General features: G+C 68.0%; 22 protein-coding genes. 11 read left to right on the plus strand and 11 right to left on the minus strand.

The annotated features are described in order from the left end of the window. Positions 1-148: 148 nt before the first annotated feature. From AC1HFH_RS19230 to mmsB, 5 genes are all read left to right on the plus strand, one after another. Positions 149-1,450, plus strand: a complete 1,302-nt coding sequence (locus AC1HFH_RS19230) for a hemolysin family protein (RefSeq protein WP_480244180.1) — start codon at positions 149-151, stop codon at positions 1,448-1,450. Between the two features lie 372 nt (positions 1,451-1,822). Then, complete coding sequence (locus AC1HFH_RS19235; RefSeq protein ID WP_480244181.1) at positions 1,823-3,346, plus strand: CoA-acylating methylmalonate-semialdehyde dehydrogenase; 1,524 nt, start codon at positions 1,823-1,825, stop codon at positions 3,344-3,346. Positions 3,347-3,350: 4 nt separating this feature from the next. Beyond that, complete coding sequence (locus AC1HFH_RS19240; RefSeq protein WP_480244183.1) at positions 3,351-4,490, plus strand: acyl-CoA dehydrogenase family protein; 1,140 nt, start codon at positions 3,351-3,353, stop codon at positions 4,488-4,490. Beyond that, the gene (locus AC1HFH_RS19245) at positions 4,487-5,560 is read left to right on the plus strand and encodes an enoyl-CoA hydratase/isomerase family protein (protein ID WP_480244184.1); all 1,074 of its coding nucleotides are present in this window, start codon (positions 4,487-4,489) and stop codon (positions 5,558-5,560) included. The genes AC1HFH_RS19240 and AC1HFH_RS19245 overlap by 4 nt, the downstream gene beginning before the upstream one ends. Beyond that, positions 5,557-6,438 carry a 3-hydroxyisobutyrate dehydrogenase gene (gene mmsB, locus AC1HFH_RS19250; protein ID WP_480244185.1) on the plus strand — a complete coding sequence of 294 codons (882 nt, stop codon included), beginning with the start codon at positions 5,557-5,559 and terminating at the stop codon, positions 6,436-6,438. The genes AC1HFH_RS19245 and mmsB overlap by 4 nt, the downstream gene beginning before the upstream one ends. Positions 6,439-6,460: 22 nt before the next feature. Here the strand turns inward: mmsB and AC1HFH_RS19255 are convergent, their stop codons facing one another. Together AC1HFH_RS19255 and AC1HFH_RS19260 are read right to left on the minus strand one after the other, a co-directional pair. After that, positions 6,461-6,760 (minus strand): hypothetical protein, encoded by a 300-nt coding sequence (locus AC1HFH_RS19255; RefSeq protein WP_480244186.1) that lies wholly within the window; start codon positions 6,758-6,760, stop codon positions 6,461-6,463. A 9-nt stretch (positions 6,761-6,769) separates the two neighbouring features. Next, positions 6,770-7,660, minus strand: coding sequence for an NAD-dependent epimerase/dehydratase family protein (locus AC1HFH_RS19260; RefSeq protein ID WP_480244187.1), 891 nt, complete (start codon positions 7,658-7,660; stop codon positions 6,770-6,772). A gap of 84 nt (positions 7,661-7,744) precedes the next feature. Here AC1HFH_RS19260 and AC1HFH_RS19265 point away from each other — a divergent pair, with 84 nt between their 5' ends. Then, complete coding sequence (locus tag AC1HFH_RS19265; protein WP_480244188.1) at positions 7,745-8,404, plus strand: TetR/AcrR family transcriptional regulator; 660 nt, start codon at positions 7,745-7,747, stop codon at positions 8,402-8,404. Between the two features lie 80 nt (positions 8,405-8,484). Next, complete coding sequence (locus AC1HFH_RS19270; RefSeq protein WP_480244189.1) at positions 8,485-8,958, plus strand: DUF1772 domain-containing protein; 474 nt, start codon at positions 8,485-8,487, stop codon at positions 8,956-8,958. Between the two features lie 5 nt (positions 8,959-8,963). On the opposite strand, the gene AC1HFH_RS19275 is transcribed toward AC1HFH_RS19270, so the two are convergent. From AC1HFH_RS19275 to AC1HFH_RS19290, 4 genes are all read right to left on the minus strand, one after another. Then, on the minus strand, positions 8,964-9,881 hold the full coding sequence (locus AC1HFH_RS19275) for an NAD(P)-dependent oxidoreductase (protein WP_480244190.1): 918 nt from the start codon (positions 9,879-9,881) through the stop codon (positions 8,964-8,966). After that, the gene (locus AC1HFH_RS19280) at positions 9,878-10,600 is read right to left on the minus strand and encodes an SDR family NAD(P)-dependent oxidoreductase (RefSeq protein WP_480244191.1); all 723 of its coding nucleotides are present in this window, start codon (positions 10,598-10,600) and stop codon (positions 9,878-9,880) included. The genes AC1HFH_RS19275 and AC1HFH_RS19280 overlap by 4 nt, the downstream gene beginning before the upstream one ends. A 28-nt stretch (positions 10,601-10,628) precedes the next feature. Next, a complete protein-coding gene (locus AC1HFH_RS19285; protein ID WP_480244192.1) occupies positions 10,629-11,588 on the minus strand; it encodes a LysR substrate-binding domain-containing protein in 960 nt (319 codons plus the stop codon). A gap of 84 nt (positions 11,589-11,672) precedes the next feature. Continuing rightward, on the minus strand, positions 11,673-12,230 hold the full coding sequence (locus AC1HFH_RS19290) for a TetR/AcrR family transcriptional regulator (protein ID WP_480244193.1): 558 nt from the start codon (positions 12,228-12,230) through the stop codon (positions 11,673-11,675). A gap of 39 nt (positions 12,231-12,269) precedes the next feature. On the opposite strand from AC1HFH_RS19290, the gene AC1HFH_RS19295 reads away from it, so the two are divergent. Beyond that, a complete protein-coding gene (locus tag AC1HFH_RS19295) occupies positions 12,270-12,620 on the plus strand; it encodes a darcynin family protein (RefSeq protein ID WP_480244194.1) in 351 nt (116 codons plus the stop codon). Beyond that, complete coding sequence (locus AC1HFH_RS19300; protein ID WP_480244195.1) at positions 12,617-13,366, plus strand: SDR family oxidoreductase; 750 nt, start codon at positions 12,617-12,619, stop codon at positions 13,364-13,366. The genes AC1HFH_RS19295 and AC1HFH_RS19300 overlap by 4 nt, the downstream gene beginning before the upstream one ends. A 48-nt stretch (positions 13,367-13,414) precedes the next feature. Here AC1HFH_RS19300 and AC1HFH_RS19305 read toward each other — a convergent pair whose 3' ends face one another. From AC1HFH_RS19305 to glnA, 4 genes are all read right to left on the minus strand, one after another. Next, positions 13,415-13,876, minus strand: coding sequence for a DUF1254 domain-containing protein (locus AC1HFH_RS19305; protein ID WP_480244196.1), 462 nt, complete (start codon positions 13,874-13,876; stop codon positions 13,415-13,417). Between the two features lie 178 nt (positions 13,877-14,054). Further along, positions 14,055-14,384 carry a DNA-binding protein gene (locus AC1HFH_RS19310; RefSeq protein WP_480244197.1) on the minus strand — a complete coding sequence of 110 codons (330 nt, stop codon included), beginning with the start codon at positions 14,382-14,384 and terminating at the stop codon, positions 14,055-14,057. Positions 14,385-14,479: 95 nt separating this feature from the next. Next, complete coding sequence (locus AC1HFH_RS19315; protein WP_480244198.1) at positions 14,480-14,764, minus strand: hypothetical protein; 285 nt, start codon at positions 14,762-14,764, stop codon at positions 14,480-14,482. A gap of 180 nt (positions 14,765-14,944) precedes the next feature. Then, positions 14,945-16,381 carry a type I glutamate--ammonia ligase gene (glnA, locus tag AC1HFH_RS19320; RefSeq protein ID WP_480244199.1) on the minus strand — a complete coding sequence of 479 codons (1,437 nt, stop codon included), beginning with the start codon at positions 16,379-16,381 and terminating at the stop codon, positions 14,945-14,947. A 289-nt stretch (positions 16,382-16,670) separates the two neighbouring features. Here glnA and AC1HFH_RS19325 point away from each other — a divergent pair, with 289 nt between their 5' ends. Beyond that, positions 16,671-17,126, plus strand: a complete 456-nt coding sequence (locus AC1HFH_RS19325; RefSeq protein WP_480244200.1) for an RDD family protein — start codon at positions 16,671-16,673, stop codon at positions 17,124-17,126. 37 nt (positions 17,127-17,163) lie between these two features. Beyond that, positions 17,164-17,556 (plus strand): YrdB family protein, encoded by a 393-nt coding sequence (locus AC1HFH_RS19330; protein ID WP_480244201.1) that lies wholly within the window; start codon positions 17,164-17,166, stop codon positions 17,554-17,556. Between the two features lie 10 nt (positions 17,557-17,566). Here AC1HFH_RS19330 and AC1HFH_RS19335 read toward each other — a convergent pair whose 3' ends face one another. Continuing rightward, positions 17,567-18,310 (minus strand): DUF4191 domain-containing protein, encoded by a 744-nt coding sequence (locus AC1HFH_RS19335; protein WP_480244202.1) that lies wholly within the window; start codon positions 18,308-18,310, stop codon positions 17,567-17,569. Between the last annotated feature and the right edge of the window lie 21 nt (positions 18,311-18,331).

The raw sequence follows: 18,331 nt of genomic DNA on the forward strand, positions 1-18,331 counted from the left end.
GGCCGAGCCTTCCTGCGCTGCCGGGAAGGCCGGTCGGCCGAATTGTTCGACTACACTGGTATGACACTGCGTGCAATTCCGGCGCGGGGGAAAGGACGATGGACGACTACGAAAGACCCGGACCCCGGAGTCGCCATCGACGACGGCCATGACTTCGGACACGCTCGTCCATGTCACCATGGTGCTGATCTTCGTTCTGATCGGCGGCGTATTCGCCGGGGCCGAGATCGCCCTCGTCACGCTGCGGGAAAGTCAGATCCGCGGGCTCGCCCGGCGCGGGAAACGAGGCGCCCGCACCGCCGCGCTGGCACGCAATCCCAATCGCTTCCTCTCCGCCGTGCAGATCGGCGTCACTGTGGCCGGCTTCCTTTCGGCTGCTTACGGCGCGTCAACCATCGCCCCGGATTTCGTTCCTACCCTGCAGAATTGGGGATGGTCCGCGAGCGTCGCCAACACCGTGGCCTTGGTTGGCACCACACTGGCGATCTCGTATCTGTCGCTGATCCTCGGTGAGCTGGTGCCCAAACGAATCGCCATGCAGCGCGCTGCCGGATTCTCGTTGGTGACGGCCTCGACACTGGACCGATTCGCGACCCTCATGACTCCGGTGATCTGGCTGCTCTCGATTTCCACGAATGTGCTCGTGCGACTCCTCGGTGGCGATCCACAACACAAGCGCGAGGAAATCACCCGAGAAGAACTACGCGATATGGTGACCGGGCATCACGATCTGCCCGATGAGCAGCGGCAGGTACTCACCGACGTGTTCGATGCCGGAAAACGATGTCTCGCCGAGGTGATGCGGCCGCGGACCGAGGTCGATTTCCTGCGGATGCAGACGCCGGTCACCGAGGCCTGCGATCGGGCGATCGAACTCGGCCACAGCAGATTTCCCGTCGCCGCGGACTCACTCGACGATGTCACCGGTTTCGTCCATCTACGTGATCTGCTGCGCGCCTCCGGCACCGGAGCCGCCACCGTCGCCGAGCTACGCCGGCCGCTGCTCGAATTGCCCGGTTCCAAATCCGCACTCGCCGCGCTCACCCGGATGCGCCACGACAACATCCAGATGGTGCTGGTGGTCGACGAATACGGCGGCACCGCCGGGATCGCCACCCTGGAGGACATCGTCGAGGAACTGGTGGGCGAGATCCGCGACGAATTCGACCCGCATCCCGCTGCCGGAGAACGAGCACCGGACAACCCGTCGGACCGGCGGCTCGACGGCCTGCTGATCGTGGAGGACGCGGAGAAGATCATCGGTGTCGAACTCCCCGACGGACCCTACGAAACGGTGGCGGGCTGCGTCCTGGATCATCTTCAGCGGCTACCCGGGCTCGGGGACAGCGTGGTCATCGCCGGCCACCGATTCACGGTCAGCGAGCTCGACGGCAAGCGGATCGCCGAACTCCGGGTAGCACCGGCACCCGCCGCGGATCCCGGGCGGTGACCGCCCGCTCTCCCCACCGGCCGGCCTCGGTCCGAACGCCCACCCGTCGGACGCCAGGGGCCGTCAGCAGGTACTCACCTCTTCCAGGTCCGACCAACCTCTCGGACCGCCCCAACAGCACTACTGACTGCGAGTCAACATAGCCACGCCGTCGCGCCGCTATCGTCGATTCGACGAGAAATGCCTGGTAACAGCCACGTGCCGACAGCCCGGCGATATGTGACGCAGCACACTCTCGATTTACTTGGATATCCAACTATAGGATGGCCGAGCACTGCTGCAGCGCGTGGACCCACCACGGCAACTGCAGTGGCCGGGTAGGCGCACCACGACCTCCGGCCATCCGGTATCCGCAGCGAGAACAGGACTGGCATGGTTCGCGAACTGACACACTTCATCGGCGGCACACTCGTCCCCGGCACGTCGGGCAATTTCGGCGAGGTCCACGACCCGAACCTGGGCCGGGTACAGGCCCGGGTACCCCTCGCCTCCGCCTCCGAGGCCGCGGCGGCCGTGGCCGATGCGGCGGCGGCACAGCCCGGCTGGGCGGCGACGAATCCGCAGAAGCGGGCGCGGGTGCTGATGAAGTTCCTGACCCTGGTGCAGGACGAGATGGACGATCTCGCGAAGCTGCTCTCCGCCGAGCACGGCAAGACCGTGCCGGACGCCGCAGGCGATATTCAGCGCGGCCTGGAGGTGATCGAATTCGCCTGTGGTATCCCCCATCTGATGAAGGGTGAGTACACCGAGGGCGCGGGTACCGGTATCGATGTGTATTCGATGCGGCAGCCGCTGGGCGTGGTCGCCGGAATCACCCCGTTCAACTTCCCCGCCATGATCCCGTTGTGGCAGGCCGGCCCTGCGCTGGCGTGCGGCAATGCGTTCGTCCTCAAACCGTCGGAACGCGATCCCTCGGTGCCGCTGCGGCTGGCCGAGTTGTTCCTGGCAGCGGGCCTGCCGCCGGGTGTGTTCAATGTGGTCAACGGCGACAAGGTGGCGGTCGATGCGCTGCTGCACGACGACCGGGTCAAGGCGGTCGGCTTCGTCGGCTCCACCCCGATCGCGCAGTACATCTACGAGACCGCGACGGCGAACGGTAAGCGGGCGCAATGTTTCGGTGGCGCCAAGAACCATGCGGTGGTCATGCCCGATGCGGACCTCGACGATGTCGCCGACCAGTTGATCGGCGCCGGATACGGCTCGGCCGGTGAACGGTGCATGGCGATCTCGGTGGCGGTGCCGGTGGGTGAGCAGACCGCGGACCGCCTGGTCGCCGCGCTCACCGAGCGGGTACACAAGCTCAGCGTCGGTCGCTCCGACGATCCGGGCGCGGATTTCGGCCCGCTGGTCGGCCGGGATGGCGTGAACCGGGTCGAGAAGTACGTCCGAACCGGCGTAGACGAGGGGGCCGAACTGGTGGTGGACGGGCGCGGCCGCACCGTCGAGGGCGCCGAGGACGGCTACTTCGTCGGCGCCACCCTGTTCGACCGGGTCACCCCGGATATGCGGATCTACCGCGAGGAGATCTTCGGCCCGGTGCTGTCGGTGGTGCGGGCGGCCGACTATGAGGAAGCACTGCGGCTGGCCGATGAGCACGAATTCGGCAACGGTGTCGCCATTTTCACCCGGGACGGCGATATCGCGCGCGATTTCGCCACTCGGGTGAACGTGGGCATGGTCGGGGTCAACGTGCCGATTCCGGTGCCGATCGCCTATTACACGTTCGGCGGCTGGAAGCGTTCCGGGTTCGGTGATCTCAATCAGCACGGCCCGGATTCGATCCGCTTCTACACCAAGACCAAGACGGTGACGCAGCGCTGGCCGGAGTCGGTCGAAAGGAATGCGGCGCCGTCGGGTCCCGGGCAGAACGCATTCGTCATCCCCACGATGGACTGAGGCGATGTTCCAACTCGACGACCACGAAACGGCGATCACCGACACCGCCCGTTCCTTCGCCGACGAACTGCTGGCCCCCAACGCCCTCGAATGGGACGAACAGCAGCATTTCCCGCTGGACGTGCTGCGCAAGGCGGGTTCGCTGGGCATGGGCGGTATCTACACCGGCGAGGATGTCGGCGGCTCCGGGCTGCGGCGCCTGGATGCGGTGCGTATCTTCGAGCAGCTCGCCACCGGGTGCCCCGCGATCGCGGCCTACATCTCCATCCACAACATGGTGGCCTGGATGATCGACAGCTACGGCACCGAGGAGCAGCGGCACCGCTGGCTGCCCCGGATGACCTCGATGGAATGGCTCGGCAGCTACGCACTCACCGAACCCGGGGCCGGGTCGGACGCTGCAGCCTTGACCACCCGCGCGGTGCGCGACGGCGACGACTACCTGCTCACCGGCGTGAAGCAGTTCATCTCCGGGGCCGGCAGCACGGATGTGTACGTGGTGATGGCCCGCACCGGTGCGGCCGGGCCGCAGGGCATCTCGGCCTTCATCGTCCCGGCCGACACCCCGGGCCTGTCCTTCGGCGCCGACGAGAAGAAGATGGGCTGGCATGCCCAGCCCACCCGTCAGGTGATCCTCGAGGCGGCCCGGGTGCCCGCGGCGAATATGCTCGGCGCCGAGGGCAACGGTTTCCGGATCGCCATGAACGGACTCAACGGCGGCCGGCTCAATATCGCCGCCTGCTCGCTGGGTGGCGGCCGGTCGGCGCTGGACCGGACGGTCAGCTACCTGGGCGAACGCCGCGCCTTCGGCGACCGGCTGCTGGACAATCCGGTGCTGCGGTTCGAACTCGCCGATATGCGCACCGACCTGGAAGCGGCCCGCACCCTGCTGTGGCGGGCCGCGGCGGCCCTGGACGCGGACGCCACCGACAAAGTGGAGCTGTGCGCCATGGCGAAACGGTTCACCACCGACGCCGGATTCCGGGTGGCCGACAAGGCACTGCAGCTGCACGGGGGGTACGGCTATCTCACCGAGTACGGCCTCGAGAAGATCGTCCGGGATCTGCGGGTGCACCAGATCCTGGAGGGAACGAACGAAATCATGCGGGTGGTCATCGCCCGCTCGGTAGTGGGAGCAGCATGAACGAGCCCGAAATCCTCATCGAACAGCGCGACGGCCTGGGCCTGATCACGCTGAACCGGCCGAAAGCCATCAACGCGCTCAACCATGCCATGGCGACGGCCATGCTCGACGCGCTGCGCACCTGGGCCACCGACGACCGGGTGCACGCCGTCGCCGTGACCGGCGCAGGTGACCGCGGCCTGTGTGCGGGCGGCGATATCGTCGGCATCCACAACGATGCGAAGAACTACGACGGCGAGGTGCCGGCGGACTCACCGACCGGGCGGTTCTGGCGCGACGAGTACATCCTCAACGCCCTGATCAACCGCTATCCGAAGCCGTACGTCGCCGTCATGGACGGCATCGTGATGGGCGGCGGGGTCGGGATCTCCGGGCACGGCAGCCACCGCATCGTCACCGAACGCTCCAGGATCGGGATGCCGGAGGTCGGGATCGGTTTCGTCCCCGATGTCGGCGGCACCTACCTGCTCTCGCGGGCCCCCGGTGAGATCGGCACCCATATCGCCCTCACCACCGCCCGGATGGACGCCGGCGATGCGATCGCCGCCGGTTTCGCCGACCACTATGTGCTCGCCGAGGACCTTCCGGCGCTGCTGGAGGCGCTGCGCAGCGCCGACCCGGACGTGGCGATCGTCAAATTCGACCGGCCCGCACCGGAATCGCACCTGGTCGCCCAGCGGGACTGGATCGACAGCTGTTATGCCGCCGACCGCGTCGAGGAGATCGTCGCCCGGTTGCGCGCCGCCGACGCGCCGGAGGCGGCGAAGGCAGCCGAGGATCTGCTCGGCAAGTCCCCGGCCGCCGGCAAGGCCACCCTCCGTGCCCTGCGCTCGGCGCGCGCGCTCGGCAGCCTCGAGGAGGTGCTGAACCAGGAATACCGGGTCTCCATCGCCTCGCTGGGCACCCACGACCTGGTCGAAGGAATCCGGGCCCAGGTGATCGACAAGGACCGAAACCCGCAGTGGTCCCCCGCCACCCTCGACGAGGTCTCCGGCGACCGGGTGGCCGCTTACTTCGCCGGACTCGGCGACCGCGAACTGGGCCTGGCGGCCCCGGAAGGAACCGAATGACCACCACGATCGGATTCCTCGGGCTCGGCCATATGGGCGGCCCGATGGCCGCCAACCTGGTCCGGGCCGGATACGACGTCCGCGCCTACGATCCGGCCGCCGACGCCCTGGACCGGGCCCGGGCCGACGGCGCCACCGTCGTCGACACCCCGGCCGCGGCCGCCGAAGCCGAGGTCGTGGTCACCATGCTGCCCAATGGGCGTATCGTCCGCGACGTCTACCGCGACATCCTGCCCGCGGCGAAACCCGGCACCCTGTTCGTCGACTGCTCCACCATCGATGTCGCCGATGCCCGGGCCGCCGCGGCCGATGCCGTCGCCGCCGGTCACCGCGCCCTCGACGCACCGGTTTCCGGCGGGGTGGCCGGCGCAGCCGCCGGTACCCTCACCTTCATGGTGGGCGGCGCCGCTGCCGATTTCGCCGATGCGCTGCCGATGCTCGAGGTGCTGGGCGGCAAGGTCGTGCACTGCGGCGACGCCGGGGTCGGACAGGCCGCGAAGATCTGCAACAACATGATGCTCGGCCTGTCCATGATCGGCCTGTCCGAGGCGATCGTGCTCGGCGAGAAGCTGGGGCTGACCAACGACAAGTTCTACGAAGTCGTGTCCACCGCGTCCGGGCAGTGCTGGTCGCTCACCTCCTACTGCCCCGTCCCCGGACCCGTGCCGACCAGCCCCGCCAACAACGACTACCGGCCCGGTTTCGCGACCGCGCTCATGGCCAAGGACCTCGGTCTGGCCGCGGACGCCCTGCGCGACAACGGGATCGATGGGCAGCTGGGCCTGCTCGCCGCCGAGATCTATCGTCGGTTCGACGAGGAGTCGGCCGGTCGGGATTTCTCCGCCATCGTCACCGATATCCGCAGCCGGTCGCAGTAGCGCGGCACGGCACCGGACGCGGTCACCGCGTCCGGTGCTCAGGTCGCCGGCGTCCCGGCGGTGGACGGCAGGGCCCCTGGGCTTCGACGGCGCGCCGGTCCCGTTCGGCGGCAGCTTCGAAATTGCCGCCTGCGAAAGCGAGTTCGTGATCGAAGGCCAGGTGTACGACGCCGTCCGCCTCGGCCGCGGCGGCACGCAGGGTGGCGAGGTCGCCGAGACCGCCCCGAATCGGTTCGACGGCGGCGGCAGCGAGCGCTGCGGCAGTGGCATCCGATCGGGCGAGCCCCGCGACCGTGTGACCGGCGTCGTGGAGTTCCGGCACGACGGCCGATCAATCGGCCCCGAGTTCCTCCAGCAGCGTCGGCCGGCTCGGGGACCAGCCCAACTCCTTTCGCGCCCTTGTATTGTCGGCGACCTGGTCGAGCAGGAACGCGTCCACCATGACGCCCCACTGCGTCCGCGCATCCTCCGGATCCCACGCTTCGACCCGGCTGCCGGTCCGCTCGGCGGTCACGTTCACCGCAGCGCTCACCGCTACCGATTCCGGCAGTGCACCCAGGTAGACCGCCCCCGCCGGAGCGGACTCGAGCGCCAGCGCGTAGAGCTCACCGAGGTCGTCGGCATGCACGACCGACCAGCGAGTCGACCCGTCGCCGAGCCGGCGGACGACCGTTCCCCCGCCGGATTCCTGCGGACTCAACAGCATCGGCACATAGCCGCGCCCACCGCCGTACACCAGACCCGGCCGGATCCGGATGGTCCTGACGCCACGCGCGACTGCCGCAGCGGCCACTACTTCCTCCACCGCCGGACGCCAGGACACCACGAGCGGCGGCACGAACTCCGACTCCTCGGTAGCCGGGGTATCTCCGGTGTGGCCGTGCAGCCACAGCCCGCTCGTATAGACGAACGGTTTGCCGGTATTCGCGAACGCATCCAGCACACCGCCAACGACGGTGTCGTCGAGTTCACCGGATCGCTCATCGTTACTCGAAGCCGCATGCACTGCCGCATCGACGGTCGGCAGCACCTCGTCGAGTGCATCGGCCTCGAAGAGGTCTGCGACAAGCGGCTCGACACCGAGTGGAACCGGCCGCTCGACACCGGTCACCGTGCCCACCACCGCATGCCCACGCCGCATGACGGCCCTGGCTACTGCACTGCCGATCGTTCCGGAAACACCGGTCACCAGCACTCGCATCGAATACGCCTCCCCATCCATGATTTCTATCAACGTTAGAAATCAACCTATCCCCGAGGCGCTACGATTGTCTAGCCCTGTTAGAAATCGACCGGCAGGAGAGGCGTGCCACGCGACGGCAAACGAATCAAAGGCACTGCAGACGAGCGCACCGAGGCACGGGCCCGGCTGCGTTCGGAGTTGCTCTCGGCAGCCCGCACACTCGCCGACCAGGCAGGCGGATACGACGGGGTGACCGTGCGATCGGTGGCCGATCGCGTCGGATACACCGTCCCGATCGTCTATCAGTACTTCGCCGGCAAGCGCGCCCTGCTGGTCGACCTGGTCGACGTCGGGTTCACCGAGCTCGCCGAGCGGCTCGGACGAGCACAGTGCCCCGAGATTCAGCAGCACGAAGGCGGCGCCCTGCCGGCGATCGCGGCAGCCTATTGGGATTTCGCCATGGCCGACCCACACCTGTACCGGCTCATGCACAGCCTGCCGGAGATTCCGTTCGGCACTGCCGATGCGCCGGAGTCCGCCCGTGAATGCTTCGAGATTTTGCGACACACCGCTGCGACGGCCATGCCCGGCCTCGGCGAAGTCACCCGCGACCCGGACGCGGCCGCCGACCTGCTCTGGGCACACCTGCACGGACTGGTCGGACTCGCCCTCGACGGGCGGATGAAGGGCGGCCCCGAGCGCGGGCGAGAGCTACTCGAGGACCTGACCCGCTGGTTCGGCGCACCGAAAGTGCCGCAACCCGCCAACGGTGCACCCGAATAGGCGGGCCACCCATGGACTTAGCGACGAAATAAGTTCTATCATCGCTAGGGTCATGATCTCGAGGCCAGGAGAAAAACGCTGTGGCACATGCAGCTCTGATCGGCACCGCCCTGCTCACGGTGGGAATCATCTACGGCACCGACGTATTCTGCGCCGTCGTCCAGCGTTCGGCGATGGCTCGCGTCACCGATGAGACCCTCACTGCGGCAATGGGGTACATCCACCTCTACGGCGATCGACGGTTGCGGGTTCCGGGCATGCTGGGACTACTGGCCTGCGCTGCCGCCACCGTCACTGCGGCAGTCACCGGAGCCGGCACGATCTCGGTGGCGACCGGTATTCTCGCGGTCGTAGCACTGCTGGTGTGGTTCGCCATCTACGGCACGATCAGCGCCCCGGTGAACCGGGAGCTGACCGCGGCCGCCGAGACCGGCCGGATCCTGCCCGAGGCACGATCGCTCCAGCAGCGCTGGGATTCCGTCATCGGGCTGCGTTCCGCACTGCAAGGGTGCGCGATGGTGCTGTTGTTCGTCAGCGCCGTCACTGCCCGGTAGTTGCGCTACTGCGACAGCGCCTGGTCCGGTCCGGATCCATCTGCCGCGGAACCGAAGACGGCCGCGATCGCGGTCAGGTCGGCAGCGCCGTAACCGCCGGATTCGGCCCGCCGGTAGCCAGCCAGCGCAGCCCGGGCCATCGGCGCCTCCGCGTCGAGGTCCGTTGCCAGTGCCGCCAGGTAGTCCAGATCCTTGGCGACGAGCTCGACCGGGAAGTTCGGCGCGAAGTCACCGGCGGTCATGACGCCGATCGCGCGGGCGACGGCCGGGCTGGTCACCGGTAGTTCGGTCAGCAGGCGCAGCGATTCGGTGCGGTCGAGGCCGGATCGCTGCACGATGCCGAGAAGTTCTGCGGTAGCGGCGATCTGGGTGGCCAGGGATGCGTTGACGACCAGTTTCAGGGTGGCTGCGGTGCCGTAGTCGCCGGTGTGATGGATACGGGCAGCGCCGACCTCCAGCACGTCCCGGGCGTCGGCCAGGACCCCGGACGGGCCGCCGGCGAGGTGGACCAGGGCACCCGCTTCGGCCTGCGGCCGAGATCCGATCATCGGGGCTTCGAGGAAACGCAGACCGGCCCCGCCGGCGACTGCGGCGAGCCGCCGGACCCACCCCGGGGACAAAGTGCTGGCCTCGATGGCGAGGGTGCCGGGTGACGCCCCGGCCAGGATCCCCGTGTCCGAGTCGAGCCACACCCGGTCGGACGCGTCGTCGTCACGCACTGCGACCAGGACGATCTCGGCCACCGCGGCGGCTTCGGCCGGCGATTCCGCCGCGGCGGCCCCCGCCGCGACCAGCCGCCGCACCGGCTCCGGCGACCGGTTGGCCACCACGGTCGGGTAGCCGGCAGCGCACAGATTCTGCGCCAGCCGGGCTCCCATCGCCCCGAGCCCGACCACCGCGACGCGCGGCTGTGCCCCGGTCACTGCGCTGCCCCGGAGAAGGCGAGTTCGAATCCCTTGGGATCGGACCACCACAGCGCCGACATCTCGGTGGCGGTGGGGTCCGGGAAGATGTCCGGATGCCCGGCGGCGACACCCGCCAGGATCCCGTCGGCGACGGTGCGCGGTGCCGCCTTGGCCATATCGTCGAATCCGGCGACCATATCGGTGTCGATACCGGCCGGGTACACGCCGTGTACGGCGATGCCGCGTGCCTGCAGGCCCGGGCGCATGGCCTGGGTGACCGAATGCAGAGCCGCCTTCGACGCGGAGTACCCGGCCATCGGCGGGGTACCGGCCAGGGCCAGCAACGACAGCACATTGACCACGGCACCGCCGCCGGCGGCTTCGATGCCGGGCACGAAGGCGCGGATCAGGTCGAGGGTGCCGGTGAAGTTGGTGGCCAGCTCGGCGGCGATCTCCGCACGGCGGGCGGTGAACGGATCGGCGAAGTGGGCGGCGCCGGCATTGTTGATCAACAGAGTGACGTCGGGCGCCCGGTCGGCAGCGGCGGCGATGTCGGCCGGGGACGTCAGGTCCAGCCGGAGCGGGATCACCCGGTCGTCTCGGCCGGTCAGGGATTCGATGTCGCGCACCGCCGCGTATACACGCCGGGCGCCGCCCGCGAGCAGTGCTTCGGTCAGGGCGCGGCCGAGGCCACGGTTCGCGCCGGTCACCAGGGCTACGGAGTCGTGAATGTCCATACCGGAAACGCTATGGACCCTGCTGTTATCAGTCCAATACGAATTCTTCCTGCTGTGATTTGTCCATTCGATAACTGCAGGTGTCCAGGATGATGTCGTGCAGCAACGCCGCACCCGGATGCCCGCTTCCGGCGAGCCGGACCGGGCCGGTGACCAAGCGCGGCGCCACACCGGTCAACGGCCGGAACACCACCCCGGCGCGGTCGAGGGTGCGGGCCACGGACCGCGCCACGAATGCGACGCCCGCACCGGCCGCGACGAGCGCCAGAATGGTCTGCAACCCGGTGGCCTCGTGGGCGATCCGGGGCGCGAACCCCGCTGTCACACAGGCATCGGTGTAGCGGTCGTAGGTCTGCGGCTCCAGTTCGCGCGGAAACAGCACGAACGCGTCCTGCGCCAGATCGGCCAGGGCGATCGATTCCGCACCGGACAACGGATGTTCGGCCGGGAGCGCAATCCCGACCGGCTCCTCCAGCACCGGGGTGGCCGTCAACCCGGCCCGCGGATCCACCGGCAGGTGCACCAGACCCAGGTCCAACTGACCGAGCCGCAACAGCCGCACCTGGTCGGCCGTCTTGCGTTCCTCGACCCGCACCTGCAGCGCCGGATAACGCTCCCGGGCCGTCCGCACCACATCGGGCAACAGGCTGTACAACGCCGTCCCGACGAATCCGACGCGGACCGTCGCCAGTTCACCGCGCGCCACCCGGCCACCGTCGTCGACGACCCGGTGCGCCTCCCCCAGCAACCGGTGCGCACCGGCGAGCAGCACCTCCCCGGCCGCCGTGAGCCGCACCTCCCGCCGGTTCCGGGCCAGCACCTGATAACCCAGTGCATCCTCCAGCGCCTTGACCCGATAGCTCAGCCCCGGCTGGCTCAGATGCAGCCGGGCCGCAGCCCGGCCGAAGTGCAGCTCATCGGCCACCACCGCGAACAACCGCAGGTCATCGAGGTCGACCGCGATTCCCTGCTCCCCGACTTCCGGCACGCCTATCACCCTCTCCGCACGTCTGCACTGTCCACAACGTAGCGGGCTCCGTACATCGCCAGGCGCGGAGCTGCCGAGCTTCGGTCACCCCCCCGCGACAGGTGCCACCACCGCATCGATCAGACGTCGCGCCGCCGCGTCACAGCGCGCGGTGTCACCGGTCAACATCCGATCGAGCAGCACACCTTTGAGACCGGAGGCCAGCACAGTGGCGTCGACCCGCGCGGATTCGGCATCGCGACCGGTCGCGATGAGCAGGTCGGTCGCATAGTCGACCCACGCGAGAACGGCATCAGCAGCCACGGACCGCTCGGGCGCTTCGGGAGTGAGACCGGCCGCGAGCAGATGGAACATGACGGTGAAGTGCGTGCGCTGCTCCGGCGCCGTCATCGTCACCCAGGCCGAGGCGGCGGCACCGGCCGGCGACCGGTCGGGCGCGGCGGCGAGCTGCTCCTGCACCTGGCGACGATGTTCGGCGAATGCCGCCGAAAGCAGCTGTTCACGACTACCGAAGTAGTGGACCAGCATTCGTGCGCTGGTCCCGATCCGCCCGGCCAATCCGCGCAGGGTGAAGTCGACCAAGCCGTGGCGGGCGAAATCCGTGAGGGCCGCCTGGAGGAGTTCGTTACGCCGATCGGTCACCCATTGACTGTAACATTTGCTTCATCTAGGGTCGCCGGCATGGATGTAACAAATGCTTCACCACCGTCGCTGTCGACCGAGTACACGGCGTTCATGCTGCTCACCGCGCTACCCGGCTGGCTGTCGCTGAGCCGGGAAGAACGACGGAAAACTGCCGACACGGCCCTCGACCAGGCACTCGGCATCTGCACCCGCACCACCATGAGGTTCTACGACGCGGAGGCATTCAGCGCTCGGTGCAGCGATATCGCGGTCTTCACCACCACTGATCTCGCCGAGTACTACCTGGCGATCGAACACCTGCGCGACTCCGCATTGTTCACCGTGCCGTACTTCCGGCTCGACGATCTGATCCTCGCCGTGGAAGAAGGGCATCGGGCCGCGGAATGAACGAAACATCCACCACCCGGACCGCATTGATCACCGGCGGCGCCGGTGGCGTCGGATTCGCATTGGCCCGGCAACTGACTGCCGGCGGATACCGGGTCCTGATCTGTGGACGCAACCGCGACCGACTCGCGGCAGCAGCCGACAACATCCCCGGCCTGGAAACCCTGTGCACCGACCTGGCCGACCCCGCCGGGGTGGACCGGCTGGCCGCCAGAGCCGCCGAACAGCCCGGACTGGACCTGGTCGTCAACAATGCCGCCGTGCAGTTCGCCCGGCAATGGACGGCCACCGACAACGACCGGCTGGTCGAGGACGTGACTGCAGAGCTGGCCGGAAACCTCACCGGGCCGCTCCGCCTGACCGCCCGGTTGCTGCCCACGCTGACCTCCGCGCCGAATGCCACCATCGTCAACATCACCTCCGCCCTCGGCGTCGTACCGAAACGATCGGCACCGGTGTACTGCGCGACAAAGGCAGGACTCATCGCCGCTACCACGTCCCTGCGATACCAGCTGGCCGCCGACGCACCGACCGTCCGGGTAGTCGATGCGATGCTGCCGCTGGTCGATACGGCGATGACCGACGGCCGAGGAAGTGGAAAGATCAGCCCCGACGCCGCGGCAGCGGCGATCCTGGCCGGAATTCGCGACCCGCACCGGCACACCATCCGAGTCGGGAAAGTCGGCCTGCTACTGGGTATTCACCGACTCGCGCCGGCACTGGCCGCCCGCATGGTCGCCGACTGAGCACCCGGCAGGCCAGTCGACTGCCTCGATATCGGAAGGCTGCCAGGACTAACCCGGGCCGGTGAACACGTACCGGCCGCCGTGCCCACGATCCGCGCCCGGAATGCCGAAATCGGTGATCCATCGCCACCACATGTCGTCGGCCACCGCCAGCACACCCTCGGGGACGTCCACTGCGATCGGCCCGCCGGAGAGGTCGAGGTAGGTGATGAAGTACACGGTGTCGGCGTTCGCGGTGAGGAACAGCGAGTTGCAGTCCATGAGTTCCGAGAAGATCAGCACATCGCCGTCGTGCACACCGATCCGGGCGAATCCGTCTCGGATCGCCCACTGTGATACCGCCGGCAGCCCGGCGATGAAGGCTTCGATGCCATGGATGCGGTCGAGCAGTTCATAGGCGGCGGCACCGGTCGCCGCAGTCGGGTAACCGTCGTCGAAGGTGAAATCGGCCAGGGCGGTGGTCACCCGATTCGGGGTCGAGACAGCGGACGGATCCTGATCGGTCATCATGTGCCGTTCCCTCACTGGCATCTGGTCGGCTGCCGCGACCGTAGGCCGTCGCCTCGCCGCCTCTCCTCACCCAACGCGGGTGAAGTCATCCGGTACCGGCACCGGGCAGCACCGGCCCCGGCGGGGACCCGCGACCACCACAGGCACAGCCCTCGATCCGACGGGCCGCCCGGCCGGATCAGATCGGAATGATCCGGACAGCAGGACCACACAGGGTGGCCATGTCCTCGGGGTCACTGGTCAGCAGGACCACAGGAGCTGGTTGCCGAGCGGCCATTTCCGCGACGACCGCGTCGATTGCGTACTTGTGGCCGTGCAGCCCGGCCTCGGTGAGGAGCATCGAGGCAGCCTTCGCGGTCCGTTCATCGACGTGCTCGACCCGTACACCGGACAACAACCACGTCAAGCGGGCGCAGTTCGTCTTGCGATGCGTGGCCTCGATGATCGTGAGCGCACTGATCGCCACTTCCATCCCGCGGGCACGCGCCTCGGCGACCAGCGCAACCACTGATGCTGCATCATCGGCAAGCCGCGAGAGCCCCTGACAGTCCAGCACCGCAGTGCCGCGGTGCGTGACGTCCGTGCGACGGGAGGCCGGCCGGTTCAGCCGGCCGCGGGCCACTGCCCGGGCTCCTGCATCGCGCCGTCGAAGGCATCCCTGGCCCGCTGCCGCTCGTCGGCAGGAATCGGGCCCCTGCGGCGCTCATGGTCGGCGAGGTACTCGTCGAGTACGAGACCGCGCAGCTCACGCTCGACAGCCGAAGCGACGAACGACGAGAACTCCCGCTTACCCACCCGCCGACGGACCGCCTCGGCGGTGCCTTCGGGCAACGACACGCTCATTCGCGTCGCCTGCCCCTCACCGATGCCCAACTCGCCGTCGCCCATGCCTGCCAGATTATCAAACCGAGTAGGAATTCTCTGGTGACGGCGCCGAAACACAGAAGAGTCCACCCGCTCCGCAAACGTAATCGCGGAACGGGTGGACTCGAAACGACCTACTGCGGACCGCCCGCGGTCGAGCGCCCTACCGGGCCGCCTCGACCGCAGGTCGAGATCCGATTCGGATCACACGTCGTAGTAGAGCTCGAACTCGTACGGGTGCGGCCGCAGGTTGACCGGGGCGATCTCGTTCTCGCGCTTGAGGTCGATCCAGGTCTCGATCAGGTCCGGGGTGAACACGTTGCCCTCGGTGAGGTACTCGTGGTCGGCCTCGAGGCGGTCGATGACCGACGCCAGGCTGGTGGGGGCCTGCGGAATGTTCTTGGCCTCCTCCGGCGGGAGCTCGTAGAGGTCCTTGTCGACCGGGGCCATCGGCTCGATCTTCTTCTTGATGCCGTCCAGGCCGGCCATCAGCATGGCGGCGAAGGCCAGGTACGGGTTGCCCGAGGAGTCCGGCGCGCGGAACTCGATGCGCTTGGCCTTCGGGTTGTTGCCCGAGACCGGGATGCGGACCGCGGCGGACCGGTTGCGCTGCGAGTACACCAGGTTGATCGGGGCCTCGTAGCCCGGCACCAGGCGGTGGTACGAGTTGATGGTCGGGTTGGTGAACGCCAGCAGCGACGGCGCGTGGTGCAGGATGCCGCCGATGTAGTAGCGGGCCAGGTCGGACAGGCCACCGTAGCCGGCCTCGTCGTGGAAGAGCGGCTTGCCGTCCTTCCACAGCGACTGGTGCACGTGCATGCCCGAGCCGTTGTCACCGAAGAGCGGCTTCGGCATGAAGGTGACGGACTTGCCTTCCTTCCATGCCGTGTTCTTCACGATGTACTTGAACAGCTGCAGGTCGTCGGCAGCCGACAGCAGGGTGTCGAACTTGTAGTTGATCTCGGCCTGACCGGCGGTGCCGACCTCGTGGTGGCCGCGCTCCAGCTCGAAACCGGCGTTCTGCAGGTTGGTCGAGATCTTGTCGCGCAGGTCGACGTAGTGGTCGTACGGGGCCACCGGGAAGTAGCCGCCCTTGTTGCGGACCTTGTAGCCCAGGTTGCGGGTGCCGTCCGGGTTGAACTCCTCGCCGGTGTTCCAGGAACCCGAGATGGACTCGATCTCGTAGAACGAGCCGTTCATCGCCGAGCCGTAGCGGACACCGTCGAAGATGTAGAACTCGGCCTCGGGGCCGAAGAAGGCGGTGTCGGCGATACCGGTCGAACGCAGGTACTCCTCCGCCTTGCGCGCGATGTTGCGCGGGTCACGGGAGTAGGCCTCGCGGGTGAACGGGTCGTGCACGAAGAAGTTCAGGTTCAGCGTCCGCGCGCTGCGGAACGGGTCGATCCGCGCGGTGCTGAAGTCGGGCAGCAGCAGCATGTCCGACTCGTCGATCGACTGGAACCCACGAACGGACGAACCGTCGAACGCCAGGCCCTCTTCGGCCAGGTCGGCGGTGAAGGCCTTCGCCGGGATCGAGAAGTGCTGCTGCACACCGGGCAGATCACTGAAGCGAATGTCGACGTATTCGACGTTCTCTTCCTTGATGTACTGAATGACCTCTTCGGCCGTGCTGAACGTCACTTGTTCTCCTTACGGATCGGTTCCCAGCCCTTGTCGATGCTGGCCCTGTCGAGCGCCTGCAGGCAGTCGCTACGGTCGGGTTCGTCGCGATCTGACGCTATGGACGCGGTGTTTCCCTACAGTCAAGGCTGTGTTTCGCCGGTGTTACGCGTGGAGTTGACCAGGGTGATTCCGGCCATCCACTGCTCCACCTGCTGACCCCATCTTGCCACCTCGGTCTCGGGCCGCCACGTCTGACCACCGGTTATGCGGTGTCGGTCACTTCGTGGCCGGGCCGTATCCTGGGTGCATGGCTCGCATTACCGGATCCTGGTTGACCGGCGCTTCCCCCGACTCCGGCGCCGACGATGCCGTCGGCTACCGCGGCGAGATGTACGGATTGCCCAAGGAGGGCGTGGGATCACTGGTCGGGATGGGCCGCCGTTGTCTCGCGATGCTGATCGACTGGGTCATTGCGCTCGGCCTGTCGATGGTGGCGGTGCAGGGCATCTACTCGCCCACCCTCACGCTGGTGTTCTGGTTCGTCATCGGCGTGGCGGCGGTCACCCTGTTCGGCTTCACGCCCGGACAGTACTTCCTCAAGCTGAAGGTGGTCCGGATCGACGCGCCGGTGGTCGTCGGCTTCGTCCGGGCCCTGGCCCGCCAGGTGCTGCTGGTGTTCGTGGTGCCCGCGCTGTTCACCGATGCGGACGGCCGGGGCATGCACGACCAGGCCACCGGAACCGCGCTGGTACGCGCCCGCTGAACCGGCCGGCGCGCCGCTCCGGCGATACGCTGCTGCCGTGTCGCTGAATCCGGCCCTGCTGGCCGTGCGTTTCCTGCTCGAACTGATCGCCTTCGCCTCGATGGGCGTGTACGGCTGGCGGGCGTTCGACTCACCGTGGCGCTATCTGCTGGTCGTGGTCCTGCCGATCGCGGCCGCCGCGCTCTGGAGCACGTTCGCGGTACCGGACGATCCGAGCCGCGGCGGCGCCGCCCCGGTGCCGGTCCCCGGCCCGGTGCGGCTGGCAGTGGAGATCGTCGTGCTGTTCGGTGGAGCCGCGGCGCTGTGGGGCGCCGGGCTGCCTACCGCCGCCCTGGTCTCCACGGCCGTGCTCGTCGGCTACCACCTGGCGGCCTACGACCGGGTGCGCTGGCTGCTGACCGGCGAGCTGACCGGCGAGCCGGCCGACTGAGACGACCGGCTCAGCGGCGCCGCATGGTGCGCTGCATACCCCGCATCTTGGCGCCGGTGGGCATCGGCCCCTTCGGCATGGCGGGCCCGCTCCGGGAACCGAGCGCCGACAGCCGACCCTCGATCTGGTCGATCCGCTTGGTGTCGATATTGCGGGGCAGCTTGGTGAGGTGGCGCTGCAGCCGCTTCAACGGCACCTGGCCTTCCTCGTTCCCGACGATCACCTCGTAGATCGGGGTATCACCGACGAGACGGGCGGTGCGCTTCTTCTCCTGGGCGAGCAGCGACTTGAGCCGCTGCGGCGCGCCTTCACCCACGAAGATCACGCCGGGCAGCCCGATCACCCGGTGCACGGCGTCGAGCTGGGTGGTCGCGGCGACCCCGTTGCTGACCCGCCACTTGCCCTGCAGGTTGTCCAGCACCCAGGCCGCGGCACCCGCCTGGCCCTCGGCCTTGCTGTACACGTTCTTCTGTACCCGGCGCCCGAAGATGATGAACGCGGCCAGCACGCCGAGCAGCAGCCCGAGCGGCAGCAGGAACCATTGCAGGCCGAAGAACAGCCCGACCACGAAGAAGACGACGGTGATGCCGACCAGGGCGCCGATCATCAGCGGCAGCAGCAGCTTGTCTTCCTTGCGCTGCATGTTGAACGCCTGCCACAGCTGCTGACGGCGTTCCCGCGACTGCTGCTTCCGGGCCGCCTTCGCGGCGGCCTTCGCTTCCTTGGACGGCTTGCCGCCCTTGCCTCCTGCCATGACTCCCAGCTTAGTTGGCGG

It is taken from the genome of Nocardia sp. KT25-26 (assembly GCF_056627695.1).